Source organism: Methylothermaceae bacteria B42 (assembly GCA_001566965.1).
GTDB lineage: Bacteria > Pseudomonadota > Gammaproteobacteria > Methylococcales > Methylothermaceae > Methylohalobius.
In genome coordinates, this window is record LSNW01000017.1 from 26074 (window position 1) to 44962 (window position 18889).

The window sequence follows — 18889 nt, forward strand, 5'->3', positions numbered from 1 at the left end:
TGTATGATCTGCTATCGGGGAAGTAAGTTATGCACTGGTTCAGTGCATATCAATAGAATATGCCCTAAAAATGCAATAATTAGTGCATGTCAACAGGATGTGCCCTTGTTTAATGCATATAAGCATTGTTGAGGGAATGACCGTGAGTGTTTTATCTAAGAACATGTCCATAAAGTATCTTTTTGGGATATGTTTTTCATATATGTCCAAAGTATGGACATATCCGGTGCCTTCTATGGAGATAATGTAGCAATAAATATATCACGCTTAATGATAAATGGTTATGAAGAAATTGAAATTCTCTCAAGTAAAACCCGGAATCGCAAACACCCCCGGCTTCCGCAGCCTGAAGGAGATAAAACAGGCAGGCGACCCCGACAAGTCGACAGGACAGCCGATTTGGACGCACCGAAGGTGCGCCCGGAGGGTGCGACCCAGGGATGGCGAGCATCACGTCACTTGACACCAACTGTCACTAACTGTAAACTAAGTCAGTTGGATGAGGTACAATGACGCTAAAACTGCCTTGCGGCCAGAGAGGTGCTTCCGATGGATGAAAAACCAGGCGCCGTCCTGACCATCGACGAGTTGTCTACCTACCTGAAGATACCGAAGTCGACGCTCTACAAGCTCGTTCGGGAAGGCAAAGTCCCGTGCCAGAAGATTGGCCGCCATTGGCGCTTCCGGAAGGAATCCATTGACCGCTGGTTGGAAGATAATCGTGCTGGCACGGATCCCAATGACCCTAAAAAGAAACAAGGAGATTAGGGAGCTGGAGCAGAGCGAATGTTGGCACCGGATGACAAGAGAGCTCTGAAAATGCTGGGCAATGGCAATGAGGTTTTCGACCGTGCTGGTACACCAGTGCCATCTTGTGAGGAAGATCGAGAGCACATTGCCCCTGACTTACAAAAAAAGTATCCCTATCTGAATGAAGCGCAACGTGCGATTATGGCTCATGCCGAAGGTCCACTCCTTGTAATAGCCGGCCCCGGTTCCGGTAAAACTTTCAGTTTGGCGCTGCGGGCGGTTAATCTTCTCCTTCTTGGTAAGGCAAGCCCGCGTGAGATAATCGTTTGCACTTTTACGGAGAAAGCGGCTTTCGAACTCCGAGACAGAATCTCGGCTATCGCAAGAAGCATTCATTACAAGGGGGACCTCTCAGAACTGAGGTTGTCCACGATACACGGCTTATGCAATCGCATTCTCACCGTGCACCGGCACAGAACACCCTTGGGGAATAACTGCGAAACTCTTGATGAATTGACCCAGTTGCTCTTTTTTTTCGATCACTTTGACGAGATTGTTGGCCCACCAGAAAGCGGGAAGTACATAGGGAAATGGACCACCAGATGGACCACCATTAAAGGTCTAAGTGCGTATTTCAATAAGATCACCGAAGAACTTGTTGACCCCGAGAGCCTCCTTGCGTCGGAGAACCGTTTTCTTCAAAGTGTTGCTAAGGCCTATCTGGCCTATCGTGAAGCTCTGTTCGCCAACAACCGTCTTGATTTTGCCCATCAACAGAAAATCGTGTACGACCTTTTGCTCGATACTTCAATTGCGGAGAGCGTTACCCGAGGCTTGAAATACCTCATGGTGGACGAATATCAAGACACCAACTTTATTCAAGAGCAGCTCATCCTCAAATTAACAGAGAAAACGCGCAATTTGTGCGTAGTGGGCGATGAAGACCAGAGCCTATATCGCTTTCGTGGGGCTACCGTTCGGAACATCCTGGAGTTCGCTTCCAGGGCTCCCGGTACGAGAGTAGTAAGACTTACTACAAACTATCGGTCTCATCCTCGAATTGTGGAGGCGTATGACCGATGGATGGCCTCGGCAGATTGGTCCAATCCTAGTGGACCACCGTTTAGATATGAGAAGACGATTCGTCCGAACCCTGAGGTGAAGTATCCAGAGTACCCAGCCGTCTTTGCAATCTGGGGAAAGGATAAGCGGGATGAGGCGGAGCGGTTCGCCGATCTGGTGGCCTTTCTAAAAGAGAGTAACGTAATCGCGGACTATAGTCAGGTAGCACTTTTGCTCCACAGTGTTCGGCTGGAGCATAGTGGACCATACCTTGCTGCCCTTGAGGCGAGAGGGATTCCGGTTTTCTGCCCTCGTGCGCGTGCCTACTTTGAAAACGAAGAAGTACAACTGATGGTAGGATGTTTGGCTGTTATTTTCGGGTACCATGGTGACGGGCGCGGGGAAATAAGCGGTGGCACCTTAGCAGAGCTGGCGAATTATGTGGATGCCTGCATAGTAAAGCTGGCAAAGGAGTATGGTGGCGATCATCCATTGGCAGAAACACTCCGTAGTTTCGTTTCAGAGATCGAAGAGCTTCGAAAAGGAGACGCCTTAGACCTCCGTCCTGCAGACTTCTTTTACCAGCTCTTAGCACTTGAGCCTTTCGCGACCCTTGTAAAGAACGAGAATCGGGCTCGCAACCTCGCCATCTTTTCACAGTTGCTCAACACGTTCCAGAACTACTATCACTACAGTGTTGTGACCTATAGGAATCGAGAATTCCTCCGGTTACATCTGTTCAACAGCTTTCTGCGGCTGCTCTATGAAGGAGGAATCAACGAATACGAGGACCCGGAGCAACCTTTCCCCAAAGGCCATGTACAGGTGATGACCATCCACCAAGCCAAGGGCCTGGAGTTCCCAATTGTAGTGGTCGGTTCTTTGGACAAACAACTGTCGAGCCCAAAGCAGATCGATCGTGATTTGCAACCGTACTACCACCGGCCGCAGTTTGAACCCGAGACTCGTATCACGCTCTTCGACCGTATGCGGTTGCATTACGTCGCCTTCTCACGAGCAGAAAAGGTACTGGTGCTTAGTGCCCACAGCAAACCCAAAGAACACTTCGATCCTATATGGCAGGGTTTGCCGCAATGGCCTTATGTAAAAAAGGAACTCCTCGCTGCGCAGCGATTCGAACTCAAAGAACGTATGCCTGTCAAGCGAGCGTTCAGCTTCACTGGCGATCTCAAGGTTTATGAAACCTGCCCCAGGCAGTATCAATTCTTCCGGGAATACGATTTCACTCCTTCCCGTTCCGCGGTGATCTTCTTCGGCCTGTTGGTACATCAAACGATTGAGGAAATACACCGGCTTGTACTGGATGGTGAGCTGAAAGCACTTACTGAGGATCGTATCCACAACATCTTCGAGAGAACATTCTTTTTCCTTACGTTGTCGGATGTCCGCCCAATTGGCAAAACGGCAAAAGAAGCTGCTTTCGAGCAGGTCATGAACTACTTTCGCCAAAACCGAGAGGATATGAAGAGAATCGTTGAAACCGAAGTCGACGTGTCCGTTGAGAAGGACGACTACATCCTGGTCGGCAAGGTAGACCTGCTGCTAGGCGGTGACGGCCGGCTGGAGTTGCTGGATTTTAAGACGTCGCCCAAACCCGTGGACTCCCCCGAACTCATTGCCAGCTATGAGCACCAGCTCTGCACATACGCATATATCCTCGAAGAGCGGTACGGGAAACGAGCGGAGCGACTCCTGCTTTACTGGACCTCAGAGCCCCGCAAGAAAGACGCTCTCATGGAGTTCCCGTACCGGCCGGAATTGGTCGAGAAAGCAGGCCGGTATTTCGAAGGGGTGGTAAGAAAGATCAAGAGCAAGGACTTCCGTGTCACCAAAATACCAGAACCCAACATATGCATGGAGTGTGACCTGAGACCATACTGCACCCAGGAGGGTACACTCTGATGGCGACAAACAATAGACAACCCATATACAGACGTCGTGGTACAGATCACCTCGGATTCCTTGGTGCTAAGCTCCGCGACCTGCTAGGTTATCACACCCTTGCTCATGAACTTATACAAAATGCTGATGATGCCGAGGGAGCCACAGAGATGTGGTTTGACGTACGTGAGAACGCACTCATTGTAGATAACAATGGGGTCTTTTCGGATTGCGGAGCACTGGATGACGGATACAACTGTAAATGGAAACGGGAAGACCCCCATAAAAGAATGTGCGATTTCCATCGCTTTCAGAACGTCGCTATTGCAGATAAGCGAGATGAACTTGGAACAACGGGAGCCTTTGGGATAGGCTTTACAGCGGTATATCAAATCACCGATCAACCGGAGCTTATTTCCGCGGGCCGTCATTGGATAATACGTGAACACCGCCAGGAATCCGAGCGTATAGAGGAGTGTCCGGAGTGCTCAGTTTGTACGAGTGACGATCTCCCCGGCACGCGGTTTATCCTACCTTGGGCCAGGGATGACGATAGCGATCTCCGACGGAGACTACGTGTAAACGCCATCTCATCGAGTACTCCTACAGATCTGCTAAAGGAACTCTTGGATGCTATTCCATTAGCGATGTTGTTTTTGAAGCGTCTCCAGCGCATTTCTATTTCGAAAGAGGGCAAGACTGTAAGAACCTACGAACGATATATTGACTTGAAAAAGAGGGAAGTGATCATTTCAGACGGAACCTCGGTTTCCTTGTGGTTCTTGTTTCAAGCGAATTTTCAGCCCATCGCTAAGGAGCTTCGGGAACGGTATCCGGAGCGTATAGAAGAAAAAAGAATACCCCAAGTAACCGTTGCAGTTCCGGAAGAACACATATCAGAGGGAGTATTCTGTGCATTCCTTCCCACTAACCAGAAGACAGGGCTTCCGTTACATATCAACGCCGACTTCTTTACGACAAGCAACCGAAAGGAGATTGTTTTAGAAGCTGACTATCAATCCGAATGGAATCGTGCAGCCATAAAGGCTGGAGCCTATGCCCTAGCAAGGGATGTGGAGCGGTTGCGTGACTGCATTGGGCATAAGCAGTTGTGGCACCTCCTTGAATCTGCCTGGGTAACAGCCAAATCAGCTAAGAGAGGAGAACGTGATCGCTCGCTCGCAGGCTATTGGGAACAGTTGGTGCAAGTTGTTGATAAAAAAGAGATCATCTATACGAGCACAGGGGAATGGACCACTCCAACGGAGAGCTTCTACCTTGAACAAAAAGAAGAGAGAGACGTGGTCCCCATCCTCGAGTCATTAGGTCTAAATGTCATCCATAAGGATTTGCGATTTGCCCAAAATCTTTTACTATCAGAGGCTATCAAGGTCCCCATTCTTAGCGCAATCGATGTCGCAAGAGCCTTACAAAACGCAGGTCTCAATGAACGGAAAACACGAAACGAGCTTCCTGAGCATCTCCGTTCCGATGAAGGGATAAAGCTGCTTTGGCAAGAGTTGGACATACTGTTAGCCCAGTATGCGCCTGGACGGAAACGGGCTAAGGAAGATAAAGAAAAGGTTATCTTAGAATTACAGCAATGCACACTTGCTCCGGCCTCCGACGATGCATTTTGGCCATGTAAAGATGTCTATCGAGCGGATTCGGCGACGACAAAGCTGTTCTTGAGGATTGATTCATCAATCCCCTTTCTAGTTGGAGATTGCGAAGGTCTTCCAAGAATGTTTGACGAGTTATGCCCCTGCTTTGACTGCTCCGCTGCGGTCTCTGTGTTGGAGCGACTGGGATCTGCAACTATCCGGAAAGCCATCGGAGATAGGCGCCTGAACCTTGAGATTCTTGAGTGGTTCGCCGATCGGAGAGCGGAGATCCGTGCCAATCCTGACCTTATTAAGACATTGAGAGAATTGCCTCTATATCCTAGTTCGGACGGGCCACGAACGCTCGATGAGCTTGCGCTCCCCGGCGACTTCATTGATCCATTGGGACTAGCCAACGTCGTGGATGTCGAGGCTATTGGACAGCAACGTGAGTTCCTACGTGATCTAGGGGCTAAGGAGCTAACCTTTGAACATTATGCAGAAAACTACGCCCCCCGTGCTTTCCAGGAAAAGAATATTGATGTGAACAAACGTCGTCAAGCCGTCCGATTACTGGCAAACGAGCTTGGGAGAATACGCGATAATGACGACATTCGTGACGTCTTAAGGGAAACCCCTATTGTTGAATGCGAAGACGGCAGGTTTAGGCATCCAGCAGAAGTTTACCTTCCTGACGATGTTGTCACGACTATTCTTGGCTCTGAGATACCCATAGCAAGGATACCGGAAGAATATGCAAAGTCGCTTCGGGCATTTTATGAATGGTTAGGGATCGAATATAAACCACGATTGTCCGATGTTGTTGATCGCATTAAAGATCTGACATCTAAACCACCATGCGAGGACTCTATTCGTACAATTCAAATATTGTTCGAACATCTGGGAAAGCGAGTAGAATCGGAAGGCGTCAAAGACACCGAAGATGCCTTGCTGTCCTTGAAGACCGAGCGATGGCTGCCTGCTCAAGGTAGAAGGGATCGCTGGTATCAGTCCGAACAACTGGCCGCAGATTTCGGTATCAGACATCTTTGTGAGTCACAAGTATTGTTCATTGACATCCCATATAATATCTTACGCGCAAGTAGTGAGCTTGTGGAAATCCTAGGGATTGCAAGGTCCCCTACAGTGAACCAAGTAGTGGCTCATGTACTCGACTGCGCTAAGAAGAAGACCCCGCTTCACCGAGATATTTATCGGTGGCTAAATGATCAAGCCGAAGATCAAGCAATCAGAAGATTGATAAACCAGCCTTGTTTGATGCTCCCCTGTGGGACATATGTATCAGCAAGAGATGTGTTTTGGCAAGAACATCCTTTCGGGAGATTTCGTCACCGTCTAAGCGAGGAACTCCGTAGGTACAATGATCTGTTTAGTAGGCTTGGGGTAAGAGAATATCCTGATTACAACGACGCATTATCCGTTATCAAACAGATCGCTGACGATTACGGATCCAGCTCTCGACTTGATGAGGAAACACGGGGTGTTCTGCTTAATTGTTGGAAGATGCTATCAGAGGCACTGGAGGAGGAGAAAATATCTCGAGAAGAGCTACGCGGCTTATCGCAATGGAAGGTGATCTACAATAGAGAAAATATGTTGTACCCTCCACAGTGGATGTTTTTTGATGATCGCCCAGGACTTGCTGCTAAGTTCGGTCCTGGTATCGAGAATAATGCTATCGAAAGGCCACAGGCTGCTTGGCGAGCAATGGCAGTGTCTGGAGTACGACCACTTAGTGAAGCAGTAACGGCACATCTTGTGGAATGTCAAGATCCGGTAGAGGACAATACGATAATTGAGTGCGCGCTCCAAAGGAAAGATCAATTAAGGCGCGTTCTCGATTTATATCTTAAGGGTGCCGATAGCAACCTTGATAAGCTCGCCTCGCTCAGATACATGGCAGTAAAAGAGCTGCAAGTACAATACACTCTACATGCTTTCAAGCGCGAGTGGACTACAAAGCCAGAACCCGTGGCCGTCCATTTCCTCCGTGATGATTTGATGTTTTATTTTGTTCGAAGAAACGGTGAACCATCATGGCCTACCATTGCCCGTGAACTTGCCACAATTCTCATCCCTGAGATCGATCCAGGACAGATTGCTTTTGCCATAAAGGACGTAATAGCTGCAGAGACTGCAGATAAAGCTGCCTCTATCCTGGATGAACTTGGCATTCCACGGCTTGACACTGACGATATGGGAAAACCCACAGCAAGCGAAATAAGGGAGCTGGGGGAAAGTCGCGACCTAGATGAATACCAAACGCAAAGCGGCGGGGTGGCTTATGGCGATACCACGACACCGAGTGGCGGACCGAGTACGGTACAAGAAGCAATAGAGACTATCCTGGGACCAGATACCCCCTCTCCCAAACCACCTCCTGCTGAACACGAGAAATCAGAATCTAACAATGGTAGAAGGTCTTCGAGTGAAATCCCTATGCCCCGCCGTTCTACCCATGAGACAAAAGCAGCACGAAAAGGTTATTCGCGTCTGCGAAGCTATGTGTTGCCGGACAGCGACGGGAAGGAACAAATCTCTTCAGAGGAAGTCGAGCACCGCTCAGCGGTAGATGAAGCCGGTATCAAAAGAGTTGTCGAATATGAACGCAAGCAGGGCCGCACCCCGAAGGTCATGCCCCATACGCATCCTGGCTATGACATTGAATCATACGACGGCGAAGATGCTCGCCGCTATATTGAAGTCAAGTCTTTGTCAGGCGACTGGGGAGACTTCAACGCAGGGTTGACTGACACGCAGTTTAACGAGGCCATGAGACTGAGAGATAAATACTGGCTTTATATAGTCGAACGAGCAGGGCAACCAGATTACCGAATTCACCGTATCCAAGACCCTGCATACAAGGTAAATCAATTTTTGTTCGACGCCGGCTGGCAAGCGGTAACTGAGGAAGACCCTGCAGCAGGGTAGTGGAGGAAGTTTAGGGATGAACTTGAAGAAGGCCATCTTGAGCGTCATTGGCCGCGACACCCTCAAGGACATCGTGGATGCCCTTGAGATTGAAGGGGTGGATCGTCGCAGCGCGAAGGAGATGGCTGCGGCGGTGAAGCGGGCCCGTCGCGCCACGCCAGAGTTTCTCCTGGAATACCTGGGGGAGGCCGAGGTCAAGGAAGTATGTGAGGTCTATGGTATCTCCAGTAAAGGGCGTCGACGAGCGTTGGTAGAAGCGCTGCTTCAGGCTGAGGGGCCCAGTAGTAAAAAGATCCGAGCAAAGCGCGCTGGAAATGTTCAGGCTCGGAGGCAGAATATACACAAAACGGATAAGAACTCTTCGGAGGTGGAAACGCCCATGGCAAACGACAAGCAAAACGAAACGCGGGAACCCATACGTCTTCCTGATCCCCCGCCGGGCATGGTGCGGGTGAACAAGGTCGAGTTGGTCTGGCCCGGCAAATACAACGAGGACGGCACCCGAAAGGAAGTGCCAAAGGTGAGCCTGCCCTTCCAGGTTATCGAAAGGATCAATGAGAGCCGGGCAACCCGTGAAAGCCAAAAAGGTCAAAACTTGTCTCTTTTTGATATTTATGCGGGGCAGGAAGGCGACACCTTCGAAGAGGGCTGGAAGAATAAGCTGATCTGGGGTGACAACCTGCTTATCATGGGCTCGCTTTTGGAAAAATTCGCCGGCAAGATCGACCTGATCTACATCGATCCACCCTTCGCTACGGGGGCGGATTTTTCGTTTGCGGCCCCAATAGGAGAATCGGGAGAAGAGGTTTTCAAAGAACAGTCAATAATTGAAGAGAAGGCATACCGGGATACATGGGGGCGTGGAATCGATTCCTATCTTGAGATGCTTGTACCAAGGCTGAGACTTATGAGAGAATTGCTTTCTGATAAAGGATCCATTTTCATACATCTTGGTGTTCAAGTTAATCATTTCATAAGAGTAGTACTCGAAGAGGTGTTTGGGGTCGAGAATGTTATTGACGAAATCATTTGGAGCTATGGCACCCCATCAGGTGGGCGTGCCGCTGGCAATAAGGTTATAAAGGCTCATGAATATATCCTCTATGCAGTCAAGGGCTATGGACAACATGTCTATAATAAAGAGTTTCTTCCGTACTCAGAGAAATATATAAAAGAACGGTTTACTTTTATAGATGAGGATGGGCGTAGATACCGAATCAGAACACGAGGTAAGGGAAAGGTTGAGCGTCAGTATCTAGACGAAAGTAAAGGTGTACCTCTATCTACAGTCTGGGGAGATATAAAGCAGACGTATGCAATGCACCTTGTCAAGCGCGCTGCTGAGGAAACGGGGTTCCCTACTCAAAAACCTGAGGCTTTATTGGAACGAATTGTCAAAATAGCTTCTAGCCCCGGCGACCTTGTTGCTGACTTCTTCTGCGGCTCCGGGACCACCCTTGCCGTAGCCGAGAAGCTCGGACGACGCTGGATCGGGTGCGACCTTGGTCGCTGGGCGATACATGTTACACGCAAACGGCTACTTGAAATCGAAAGCTGCAAGCCCTTCGAGATCCTCAACCTCGGCAAATACGAGCGTCAGTACTGGCAAGGCGTCACCTTCGGCAATAAGAAGAACAAGACCATCACTGAACGGGCCTTGTATGAATACTTGGCTTTTATCTTGAAGCTGTATGGCGCGCAACCGGTTTCAGGCCTTGTTCATCTTCACGGCAAGAAAGGTCGGGCCATGGTCCACATCGGAGCGGTAGACGCGCCAGTCACCATCGACGAGGTCAATGCCGCCTTGGACGAATGCGTCCAGCTTAAACAACCTGAACTTCATGTCCTCGGCTGGGAGTGGGAGATGGGACTTGCCGGGCCCAACAATAGCTATCGCAAGGGCAGCCCCATGCATGAGATAGCGAAAGCAAAAGGAGTTAAGCTGGTGCTGCTCCAGATCCCGCGGGAGGTGATGGAGCAACAGGCAGTGGAGAAGGGAGATGTCCAGTTTTTTGAACTGGCCTACCTGGAAGTGGAAATCAAGAAACCGCGGAAGTTGACCGTAGAAGTCACGCTCAAGGATTTTGTCATCCCAAACACCGAACTGATTCCCGAAGACGTGCGCTCGAAGATCAAGAAGTGGTCGGACTACATCGACTACTGGGCCGTGGACTGGGACTTTCAAAACGACACCTTCATGCAGGGGTGGGTTACGTACAGGACGCGCAAGAACCGCACACTGGCCCTCACCTCTGATCCGCATACCTACGAGAAACCCGGACGCTACCGAATTCTCGTGAAGGTGGTGGATATCTTCGGGAACGATACCTCTCAAGCTTACGACGTGGAGGTGAAGTAGAGCCATGGCCAAGAGCATCATTGCCTACGACAGGGATCTTCCTGAAATCCCGGGCCGCCGCCCTTGGGAGCGACCGACTTCTTATCTGGTCAAAGACGATTCCGCCCCAAACGGTTGGCGAGTGGAAACCTCTGGTCGGCGTCCCAGCAAACTTCTCCTGGTGGAGAAGCTGCGGAAGGCGGTGGACAAGTGGCGGTACGAGGGATATCCCGGTGCCTCGGATGTTACAAGGCGGCTGTTCGAGTACTGGTTCGAGGAAGACCACGAGGTCCCGGGCTTTCCCGTTCCATTCCGTTACTACTTCTGCCAACGGGAGGCTATTGAAACCCTCGCGTACGTGGTGGAGATCGCCCAAAACCGCGACGCCAAAGATTTAATCAGGCAGTATGCGAAGATCTATCGCAAGGATCTCCTGTCCGATTCCGTTTCTTTTCAGGAAACGATGGATGGCCGACGGCAGATCCGGAGGTATGTAGCCGAGCTGGAAGCCGAGGGTGTTCAGGATCTTCCGCCCGTTGACCTACGCCGCTATGCCTTCAAGATGGCTACGGGCTCGGGCAAGACCTTTGTCATGGCCATGGTCGTGGTCTGGTCGCACTTTCACAAGAAGCTCGTTCCAGGTTCCGATCTCTCCACAAATTTCCTGATAATCGCTCCGAACGTGATTGTGTACCAACGCCTGGAGAAAGACTTCGCCAGTAACCGTATCTTCCACGAGCTCCCGCTTATCCCGCCGGAGTGGCGGGGTGCGTGGAGCCAAAAGGTCATCCTACGTGGAGAAAGCACCGAACCCGATCCTTCCGGCAACCTATTCCTTACTAACATTCAGCAGCTTTATGAAGCGCGAGAACAAGACTGGACACCAGAAAACGCTGTAGACGCCCTGCTGGGGCGCAAGCCGGTGAAAGACTTGACTTCGCACCAGCGTTCCATGTTGGAGAGAGTGAAAGAACTTAGGGACGTAGTTGTTATAAACGACGAAGCACATCACGTCCACCGCGAGGATCTCGCTTGGAGCCGCTCACTTCTTAGTATCCATCGGGCACTTCCTAACGGGCTTTCTCTCTGGCTGGACTTCTCCGCCACACCGAAAGATCAGAACGGTATGTACTTTCCGTGGACAATTTGTGACTATCCTCTAGCCCAGGCAGTTGAGGATCGAATTGTCAAAGCACCGATCATCGTAACCAAGGAAGACGACCCTAAACAGCCATCACAGGACCCAGGTCACGTCACGAAAAAGAACGTTACCGAGAAATACGGATATTGGATACGCGCTGCCGTCCAACGCTGGAAAGAGCATTTCCAGACCTACACTAAGCTCGGAACAAAACCTGTGCTTTTCATTATGGCTGAAAAAAACGCATATGCGGATGCCATCGGTGAGTACCTTTGGAAGACGAAAGAGTTCGGCTTCAAGGAGTCGGAAGTGCTGGTCATTCATACGGACTCAGCCGGTGAGATTACCAAGAAAGACCTGGAAAAGGCCCGTCAGGTAGCTCGAGACATTGACAAGCGCGAAAGCAAGATAAAAGCCATTGTAAGTGTGATGATGTTACGGGAGGGGTGGGACGTCCGTAACGTATCGGTGGTCCTCGGCCTCCGGCCATTCACCGCTAGAGCTGAAATACTCCCGGAACAAGTAATCGGCCGTGGCCTGCGCTTGATGATCGGGGTGGGGCCAGACCGAACCCAAACATTGGAAGTGCTGGGTACTCGGAACCTCTTGAACGTACTTCGGGAACAGCTGGAAGCCGAAGGGGTGGGTGTCACCACAACGAAAACAGATCCCCCTCGTCCAGTGGTAATCGAGCCGGTCAAGGAAAGACTCGCGTATGACATTACCATCCCCATTACCAAACCGCGATTGGTCCACAACTTCAAGAAGCTGTCAGATCTTGATCCGGCTACCTTGGACGCCATCTACGATCAGGAGGAACTCGACAAATCTCTCAAGGACAAGTTAAGGATGGCCTTTGCTACTACTGAAACAGAAGTTCACGAGGAGCCGCTAGCATATGGAACCATTCCGATCACCAGTGAACTGCTTAGTTCTATCACCACCAAGGTGATTCAGCGAGCCCGGCTTACCAATGTGTTCAACGAATTGTTCCCGCTGGTGCGGAAGTACGTAGCAACGCGGTGCTTCGGGAAACCGGTAGACCTCGACAAGGAAAACGTACGGCTTCATCTACGCCGTCTGGAGCTCCAGGAAGGGATCGCCAAGTATCTGGCTCGCAAGATTGGCGAGCTGACTATCGAGAAGCGGCCTATCGAATTCGAACGAGCCGATTTCAAGCTGTCCGAGACAAAGCCGTTCACATGGCGCCGCAACCTTCCTCCATTAGAGGCGAAGCGAACAGTATTTAATTACGTCGCGACTTACAATGATTTCGAACGCGGGTTTGCCCAGTTCCTGGACGCCGCCCCTGATGTCCTACGTTTTGCCAGTTTGGGCACAACTGAGCAGGGAGAATCGGGCACACAGTTTCGTATTGACTACCTCAAGCCAAGTGGTGCGATTGGCTTCTATCATCCCGACTGGGTTGTTGTTCAACAGACATCCGATGGCGAGGTGAACTGGATCATCGAAACGAAGGGGCGAGTGTGGGAAGGAACAGAGGTCAAAGACGCTGCCATGCGTGACTGGTGCATCCGCATCTCTGAGCAAACAGGCCAGCAGTGGCGATACGCCCGTGTAAATCAGAGCGTGTTTGATACTGGGAAGCCCAAAACATTGCACAGTCTTCTTGGAGGAGACAAATCGTGTCAAAAGCACTTACTGTGATGCCGGCAGAACCCGCGGGCATGCTTTTAGATGCAACGACGTTCCGGGCCGACATGCTTTTGCGTCTTCAGAGGAGGGGCAATGTTTGCTTACGTATGGGCAGCGCAAAGGCTTCGCAGTTGGCAATGAACTTGTGCCTGGATCCCAGACTTGCGAGGTGATTTCTACCGATGGAAGAGAGCCCCGCTATAAACGAGAGAGAGGGAGCTGAATTGAAGAAGGCAATCATCAGCTCTCTTCGTGCTCAGGGTTTTCGCGTCAGAAATGGCAAAATATTGCCTCCAAAGGATATCTCAAAGGAAAACCTTCGCAAGCTTCATGCAACCGCCGTCGAACACCGAATAAGCAAAGCAAAAGCCGGACTTGTTCGGAAGGAACCTTACCTTTTACAGCATATTGCTTCCGGTCGTGAAGTTGTACCGGAGAAGATATCGCCCCGGATGATAGAGGTTGCGCCAGATTCGGAAGAAGAACTGCTTTTTAGGTATGCTAGCTTACACTGGAGCATTCCAGTGTCTTCTGGTTATGGCAGACGATTGCGATTTTTGGTCATAGATGAGTATAATAACAAGCTAATCGGAATAATTGGGCTGGGTGATCCCGTATTCAGTCTAAAACCGCGAGACGAGTGGATTGGTTGGTCCATTTCCGACCGTAAGCAACGCCTGAAGAGTGTGATGGACGCTTTTGTGCTTGGCGCCATCCCGCCTTATTCCTTTCTTCTGTGTGGAAAGCTCGTGGCAATGTTGGTTGCCAGTGATACAGTCCAAAAGGCCTTTAAGAGGAAGTATGGAGGTACACGCTCTGTCATTCAACGCAAAGAGCATGATGGCCGGCTCGCAATGATCACAACAACATCGGCTCTTGGCCGTTCCTCTATTTATAACAGGCTTCGTTTGGGAGATCGTCTTCTGTATCGAAGTGTCGGTTTTACCAAAGGCTCCGGTGAGTTTCATTTTTCAAATGGTCTGTATAGAAAAATATCGGAGTTTGCGGAGAAGCATTGCAAGCCTACGGCGAAACAGGAACGATGGGGAACGGGCTTCCGCAACCGGCGGGAGATTGTCAGGAAGTGCTTACCTTTGCTCGGGCTATCAAGCGACTGGATTTATCACGGGGTTCAACGCGAGGTATTCGTGGTCCCACTAGCGCGCAATACACGCGAGTTCCTTCGCGGCGAGCACTCACGCCTGATGTGGTATCACCTGTCCGAAACCGATATCTACGAGTTCTTCCGAGATCGGTGGATGTTACCAAGATTATCTTGGGATAAAAGACTCTATTCCTGGTCCAAGGAGGATTGGGCCATCTGGGCGGGAAAGGAGGATGGTGGTGCCTGACACATTTTCAGATCTTCCCGATGCCCTCGTGCAAGATCTTCTGGCTCAGGCGACGCCCGTCGCGGAGCGGGTTTCGACACATTTGAATCGACTGCGTCAAGCCCGCAATTCAATACGGCAGCGAGTTCGATCAGAAGGGTTGATCGCACGTAAGGCGGATCTTGACGTGACGCGAGAACCTTCCGTGGTAGGAATTGATGGCTCGTACCAGATCCACCGGCTTACGGCCCTGGACCTGTGTGCAGCGGCAGCTGTAGCTGTGGAAGGTACATCCAAAGAGGCTCGTCGTCACTGGCAGGAGCCGTACCACCGAATGTGGGTGAACTGTTTCGAGCACAGCAAGAACGCCACTAACACGTTGCGTGGGTTAATGATTTCAATGGAGTTAGACCTCGCAGCGGAGGCGCCTCATGATCTTGTACTTCTTGATGGGTCATTTATCGTCCTCTTGATTTATCTGAATCAAGGCCTCACCAGCTTCTACGAAGCCCCAACGCTTCTTCGGGAGGAGTTTCAAAGAAGATGGGAAGAGCATCAGGTGCTGGACCGTTTCCTTGAGCTCATTCAAAGCAACCGAACCGTAGCTGTTCCAAAATATAGTGGCCGTAACGAACTCGCCAGTTTCACGCCGGATGAGAGGCTGCCAGAAACGGATGGAAGAACACTAGCTACTGTGATCCTTGAGCCGGATGAGTACATTAAGCCGCTGCCGATTTATCATTTCGGCGAAGAAGACAGAGAGTATCACCTACCGGAAAGTCACTGCCCACGTGAGAAGCAGGAAGTCATGAATCAACATATAGAAGGCATGCGAGTTGTTTTTTATCGTCCGTACGGTTGGGCCCCAGCTATCCGACTCGAACTGACGTCTCCAATTGCTACAAGCCAAACACGACTCTCGATGGTTCTTGAAGGGATCAAGCGCCAATTCTTCAGCCCGGCTGTAACTGAGCCATACCCCCTGTTCTTGGCAGACAGGATGGTAAAGAGTTTAGGAGCTGGCGTCTCAGTAATTGAGCAGGCTATCGCTCAGCAGGCGGTGGCTGTCTCCCCAGATGTCGAGGCGACGCTCCTATGCCTTCAGAACTATCGGACCGAAGGTGGTCGAGGAGGTAGCTGATGCCGAATGATCGCAACCAGGATGTGGCAGTCGTCGGGAGTCCGTCGACCAATACGGAGCTAACAGTTGACCTGCTCCAAGAAGCTACAGAAGAGCGGTTGGTAGGAGCGCTCACGGCTTTTGAAGCTGTTCAGGACGGACATCCGATCACATGTGTAGGACAAATTGTGGGGATAGAGCTGAAGAACCGTTGGCATGAAGATTCTGTATTCCGGAATCTCGTGAAGAGGACAGGCGAAATTCCACCGATCACGAACCGCCAAGACACGCGAACTGCCGGCCTAGTTGTGGGTGCTACGTTCCGCCAAACGACAAATGGATATGAGCCGGATGTACTGGGTATGGTGCCTCCAACAGGAACAAGAGTTTATCGAGTTGATCAGGATCTTTTGGACCGTCTTCTTAGCGTCTATCAGTCTGAAATCGTGTATCTAGGCAGAGCGTATGCTAATGACGTTTTCTACCCCATGTGGTTCAAGCATTTCGGGAGCGGAGCGGGTGGCGCGGGCGAGGCTTATCATTTAGGTGTTTTTGGCAAGACCGGCTCGGGCAAATCTGGGCTCGCGAAGATGATGCTATGTGCATATGCGCGGCATCCGCAGATGGGTATTCTAATCATTGATCCGCAAGGGGAATTCTCAGATGAGTTGAGCGGGGTGCGGCGCGGTCACCAGGGACTGGCCTTAGACGAAGTGGTGCGCAATCTCGGTCGTCCGATTCAGCGGTATCGCATCGTAGATCTCCAACTCGACACCTGGGATCTTTTTCAGGAGTTATTAATCGTCAGAAGGTTCATCCAAGATCACCTCGACGTAAGAGGTGCTGACAATATACCATTAGCGGCGGAATACATTCGAGAGGGTTTACAGCGGGCAGGGACAACTCTTCCCCATCTTGCCTCGCTGGACGCTCTTCGCGCTGCTCTAAATATCGTCTCACAAAGAGCAAACCGAATCTATACAGGACAAGCGAGAGCCGCACAACTACAAGATCGTGTTAATACAATCCTTAACTCCGAATTAGACACAACCTTTGAGAACGGATGGAGACCCATAGCGGATCTTTTCAGGTCTGGGCAAGGGAGAAGAACACTATTCGGAATCGTAAGGGATCTGATCCAGAGTGAAGGGGCCGGGCAGCCACGACCGGTAGTGGTCATCGATATATCAGAAGAAGGCAACCCGGGATTATGGGCAGAGGAGATTGAGCGGAGAGTAATGACCAGACTACTCAACGTGCTGATTATTCAATCAGCGCAGCGGTCGAGGAGACAAGAAGGAGCAAATGTACTTGTAATGATCGACGAAGCTGCCCGCCACGCACCTTCTGGTCGAATTGATGCAGGAAGTGAGGCGGACGTGTTGCGTAAGGTACTACGTAATGCTGTCCGAGAGACACGAAAGTATGGCCTTGGTTGGTTTTTCATAAGCCAAACCTTAGGAGGGCTCGATAACGAACTTCTTCAGCAACTTCGGATATTGGTGTTTGGATTCGGATTAGCGATGGGGTCAGAGTTCGACCGACTCCGGGACTTCGTGGGCGGCGACAAGCGAGCCTTAGAGCTTTACCAATCGTTCCGTGATCCGCAGAGTTTTCCGCGGCGGGATCTACAGGAGTTTCCGTTCATGGCTGTTGGTCCGGTTTCTCCATTGGCGTTCAGTGGAAAGCCTCTATTCTTTACTGCCTTCACAGATTCACAGGAATTTCTGCGGGTCAACGGCTTGGAACCTGTGTCGCATGATGGAACCTGAGACGATGTCCGAGCATTTAGATCTGCTGAGTACACTCCTGAAACCAAGCTATAGGCCACAGCGACCGCTCGATGATCGCTGGCCGACGGACCATTTCAATCAAGGCCAGGATTGGCTTCTGGATCTTCGGAACCTGCTGATAGGTCTCATGGAGTTCTACCAACGAAAGGAGCGTCGGCGGATGCGCAGCGATGTCTCTTTTCGGGTTACTCGCGGCTCTACCCTTGCGACCGAGGCGATTGAACCTCTGGCAGTTCTTTTAACAGATGTTTGCCCCCTGCTCTTTGGGATAATCGGGAGGGGATGTCTTCCGGGCCTTTTGATCCACGACAGCCCGCGTGAAGCTGATCATGGGCTCATAATCTACCGGAGTTGTTTAGAGTAAAGTAAGAGAGTAAAGGAACTCCTGCCACCAGGAGGGAGCCTTGCAGTGTATGTCGGGCAGTCGGAGCCAGACAAAAACCTACGGACTTTTCGATTAATATCCCCCCCTGTTTAACAGCCAGGTTGCAGGCGGGTATCCACCCGACCTGCCTGCGCCGCGTCCTCTGTCCTTCCAGGAAAGCCCGCAAAAAAAACAGCGCGGCAGGCGTTTCGAACTCTTTAGGAGGCGGCCTGTATCACCAATGCGGGGGATGTCCCTCGAATGACAAAAGCGGTTTTCTCCCGAGACTGCCTTTGTTTCGGCTGAAGGAAGTCGGAAACATCCTCGGCGGGCTGTGTCGGGCAACGCCATTATGGGAAGCAAACAAGTGAATGAGTTGCTTCAATGAAGTCCTCGGGCTGGGTATGACCATCGGGCTTTCAGGGCAACAATGCTTCTTGACAATTTAGCCACCAAGTGGTTAAATTGTAACCATGATAAAGAGACATATCGCTTCGGATATCTTAGATTCCCTCCGGCATTTCCCGGTAGTCCTTCTTACCGGGGCAAGGCAGGTCGGCAAATCCACCCTGGCGGAGATGCTCTCGAAGACCAGGTGGAAGGCCGCATACCTTACGCTTGACAGCCGCGTGGTGCTCGATGCCGCGCTTGCAGACCCGGACGGGTTCATAAGCGGCACTCCTGTCCCGGCGATAATCGACGAGGTGCAGAGGTCCCCCGACCTCATGCGTGCCATAAAGGGCGTTGTTGACAGAGACCGCAGGCCCGGGCAGTTCTTGCTTGCCGGCTCTGCCAACCTGATGACCCTTCAAAAGGTCTCGGAGACCCTTGCCGGCAGGGTGGCGCTCCATGAGCTCCAGCCCTTCATGTGACGGG

General features: G+C 51.0%; 10 protein-coding genes. All 10 read left to right on the forward strand.

The genetic code is table 11. From position 1 onward, the window contains the following. Nucleotides 1-549 precede the first annotated feature (549 nt). Entirely contained in the window at nucleotides 550-768 is a 219-nt protein-coding gene (locus AXA67_08080; GenBank protein ID KXJ40883.1) for a DNA-binding protein, read from the forward strand. Nucleotides 769-786: 18 nt separating this feature from the next. Then, nucleotides 787-3735 carry a hypothetical protein gene (locus tag AXA67_08085; GenBank protein KXJ40884.1) on the forward strand — a complete coding sequence of 983 codons (2949 nt, stop codon included), beginning with the start codon at nucleotides 787-789 and terminating at the stop codon, nucleotides 3733-3735. Beyond that, nucleotides 3735-8270 carry a hypothetical protein gene (locus AXA67_08090; GenBank protein ID KXJ40885.1) on the forward strand — a complete coding sequence of 1512 codons (4536 nt, stop codon included), beginning with the start codon at nucleotides 3735-3737 and terminating at the stop codon, nucleotides 8268-8270. The genes AXA67_08085 and AXA67_08090 overlap by 1 nt, the downstream gene beginning before the upstream one ends. Nucleotides 8271-8712: 442 nt before the next feature. Further along, entirely contained in the window at nucleotides 8713-10629 is a 1917-nt protein-coding gene (locus tag AXA67_08095) for a hypothetical protein (protein ID KXJ40892.1), read from the forward strand. Nucleotides 10630-10633: 4 nt separating this feature from the next. Beyond that, a complete protein-coding gene (locus AXA67_08100; protein ID KXJ40886.1) occupies nucleotides 10634-13417 on the forward strand; it encodes a hypothetical protein in 2784 nt (927 codons plus the stop codon). Nucleotides 13418-13587: 170 nt separating this feature from the next. Beyond that, nucleotides 13588-14757 (forward strand): hypothetical protein, encoded by a 1170-nt coding sequence (locus tag AXA67_08105; GenBank protein ID KXJ40887.1) that lies wholly within the window; start codon nucleotides 13588-13590, stop codon nucleotides 14755-14757. Then, nucleotides 14750-15877, forward strand: a complete 1128-nt coding sequence (locus tag AXA67_08110) for a nuclease (GenBank protein KXJ40893.1) — start codon at nucleotides 14750-14752, stop codon at nucleotides 15875-15877. Before AXA67_08105 ends, AXA67_08110 begins: the two co-directional genes overlap by 8 nt. Then, complete coding sequence (locus tag AXA67_08115; protein ID KXJ40888.1) at nucleotides 15877-17628, forward strand: AAA family ATPase; 1752 nt, start codon at nucleotides 15877-15879, stop codon at nucleotides 17626-17628. The genes AXA67_08110 and AXA67_08115 overlap by 1 nt, the downstream gene beginning before the upstream one ends. After that, nucleotides 17615-18013 carry a hypothetical protein gene (locus AXA67_08120; GenBank protein KXJ40889.1) on the forward strand — a complete coding sequence of 133 codons (399 nt, stop codon included), beginning with the start codon at nucleotides 17615-17617 and terminating at the stop codon, nucleotides 18011-18013. Before AXA67_08115 ends, AXA67_08120 begins: the two co-directional genes overlap by 14 nt. Nucleotides 18014-18486: 473 nt before the next feature. After that, a complete protein-coding gene (locus tag AXA67_08125; GenBank protein KXJ40890.1) occupies nucleotides 18487-18885 on the forward strand; it encodes a hypothetical protein in 399 nt (132 codons plus the stop codon). The last annotated feature ends 4 nt before the right edge of the window (nucleotides 18886-18889 follow it).

Excerpts from the sequence above, each read along its gene's own strand:
- AXA67_08080 (KXJ40883.1), top strand. The coding sequence starts at position 550 with ATGGATGAAAAACCAGGCGCCGTCCTGACCATCGACGAGTTGTCTACC.
- AXA67_08085 (KXJ40884.1), top strand. The coding sequence starts at position 787 with ATGTTGGCACCGGATGACAAGAGAGCTCTGAAAATGCTGGGCAATGGC.
- AXA67_08090 (KXJ40885.1), top strand. The coding sequence starts at position 3,735 with ATGGCGACAAACAATAGACAACCCATATACAGACGTCGTGGTACAGAT.
- AXA67_08095 (KXJ40892.1), top strand. The coding sequence starts at position 8,713 with ATGGTGCGGGTGAACAAGGTCGAGTTGGTCTGGCCCGGCAAATACAAC.
- AXA67_08100 (KXJ40886.1), top strand. The coding sequence starts at position 10,634 with ATGGCCAAGAGCATCATTGCCTACGACAGGGATCTTCCTGAAATCCCG.
- AXA67_08105 (KXJ40887.1), top strand. The coding sequence starts at position 13,588 with ATGGAAGAGAGCCCCGCTATAAACGAGAGAGAGGGAGCTGAATTGAAG.
- AXA67_08115 (KXJ40888.1), top strand. The coding sequence starts at position 15,877 with ATGCCGAATGATCGCAACCAGGATGTGGCAGTCGTCGGGAGTCCGTCG.
- AXA67_08120 (KXJ40889.1), top strand. The coding sequence starts at position 17,615 with ATGATGGAACCTGAGACGATGTCCGAGCATTTAGATCTGCTGAGTACA.
- AXA67_08125 (KXJ40890.1), top strand. The coding sequence starts at position 18,487 with ATGATAAAGAGACATATCGCTTCGGATATCTTAGATTCCCTCCGGCAT.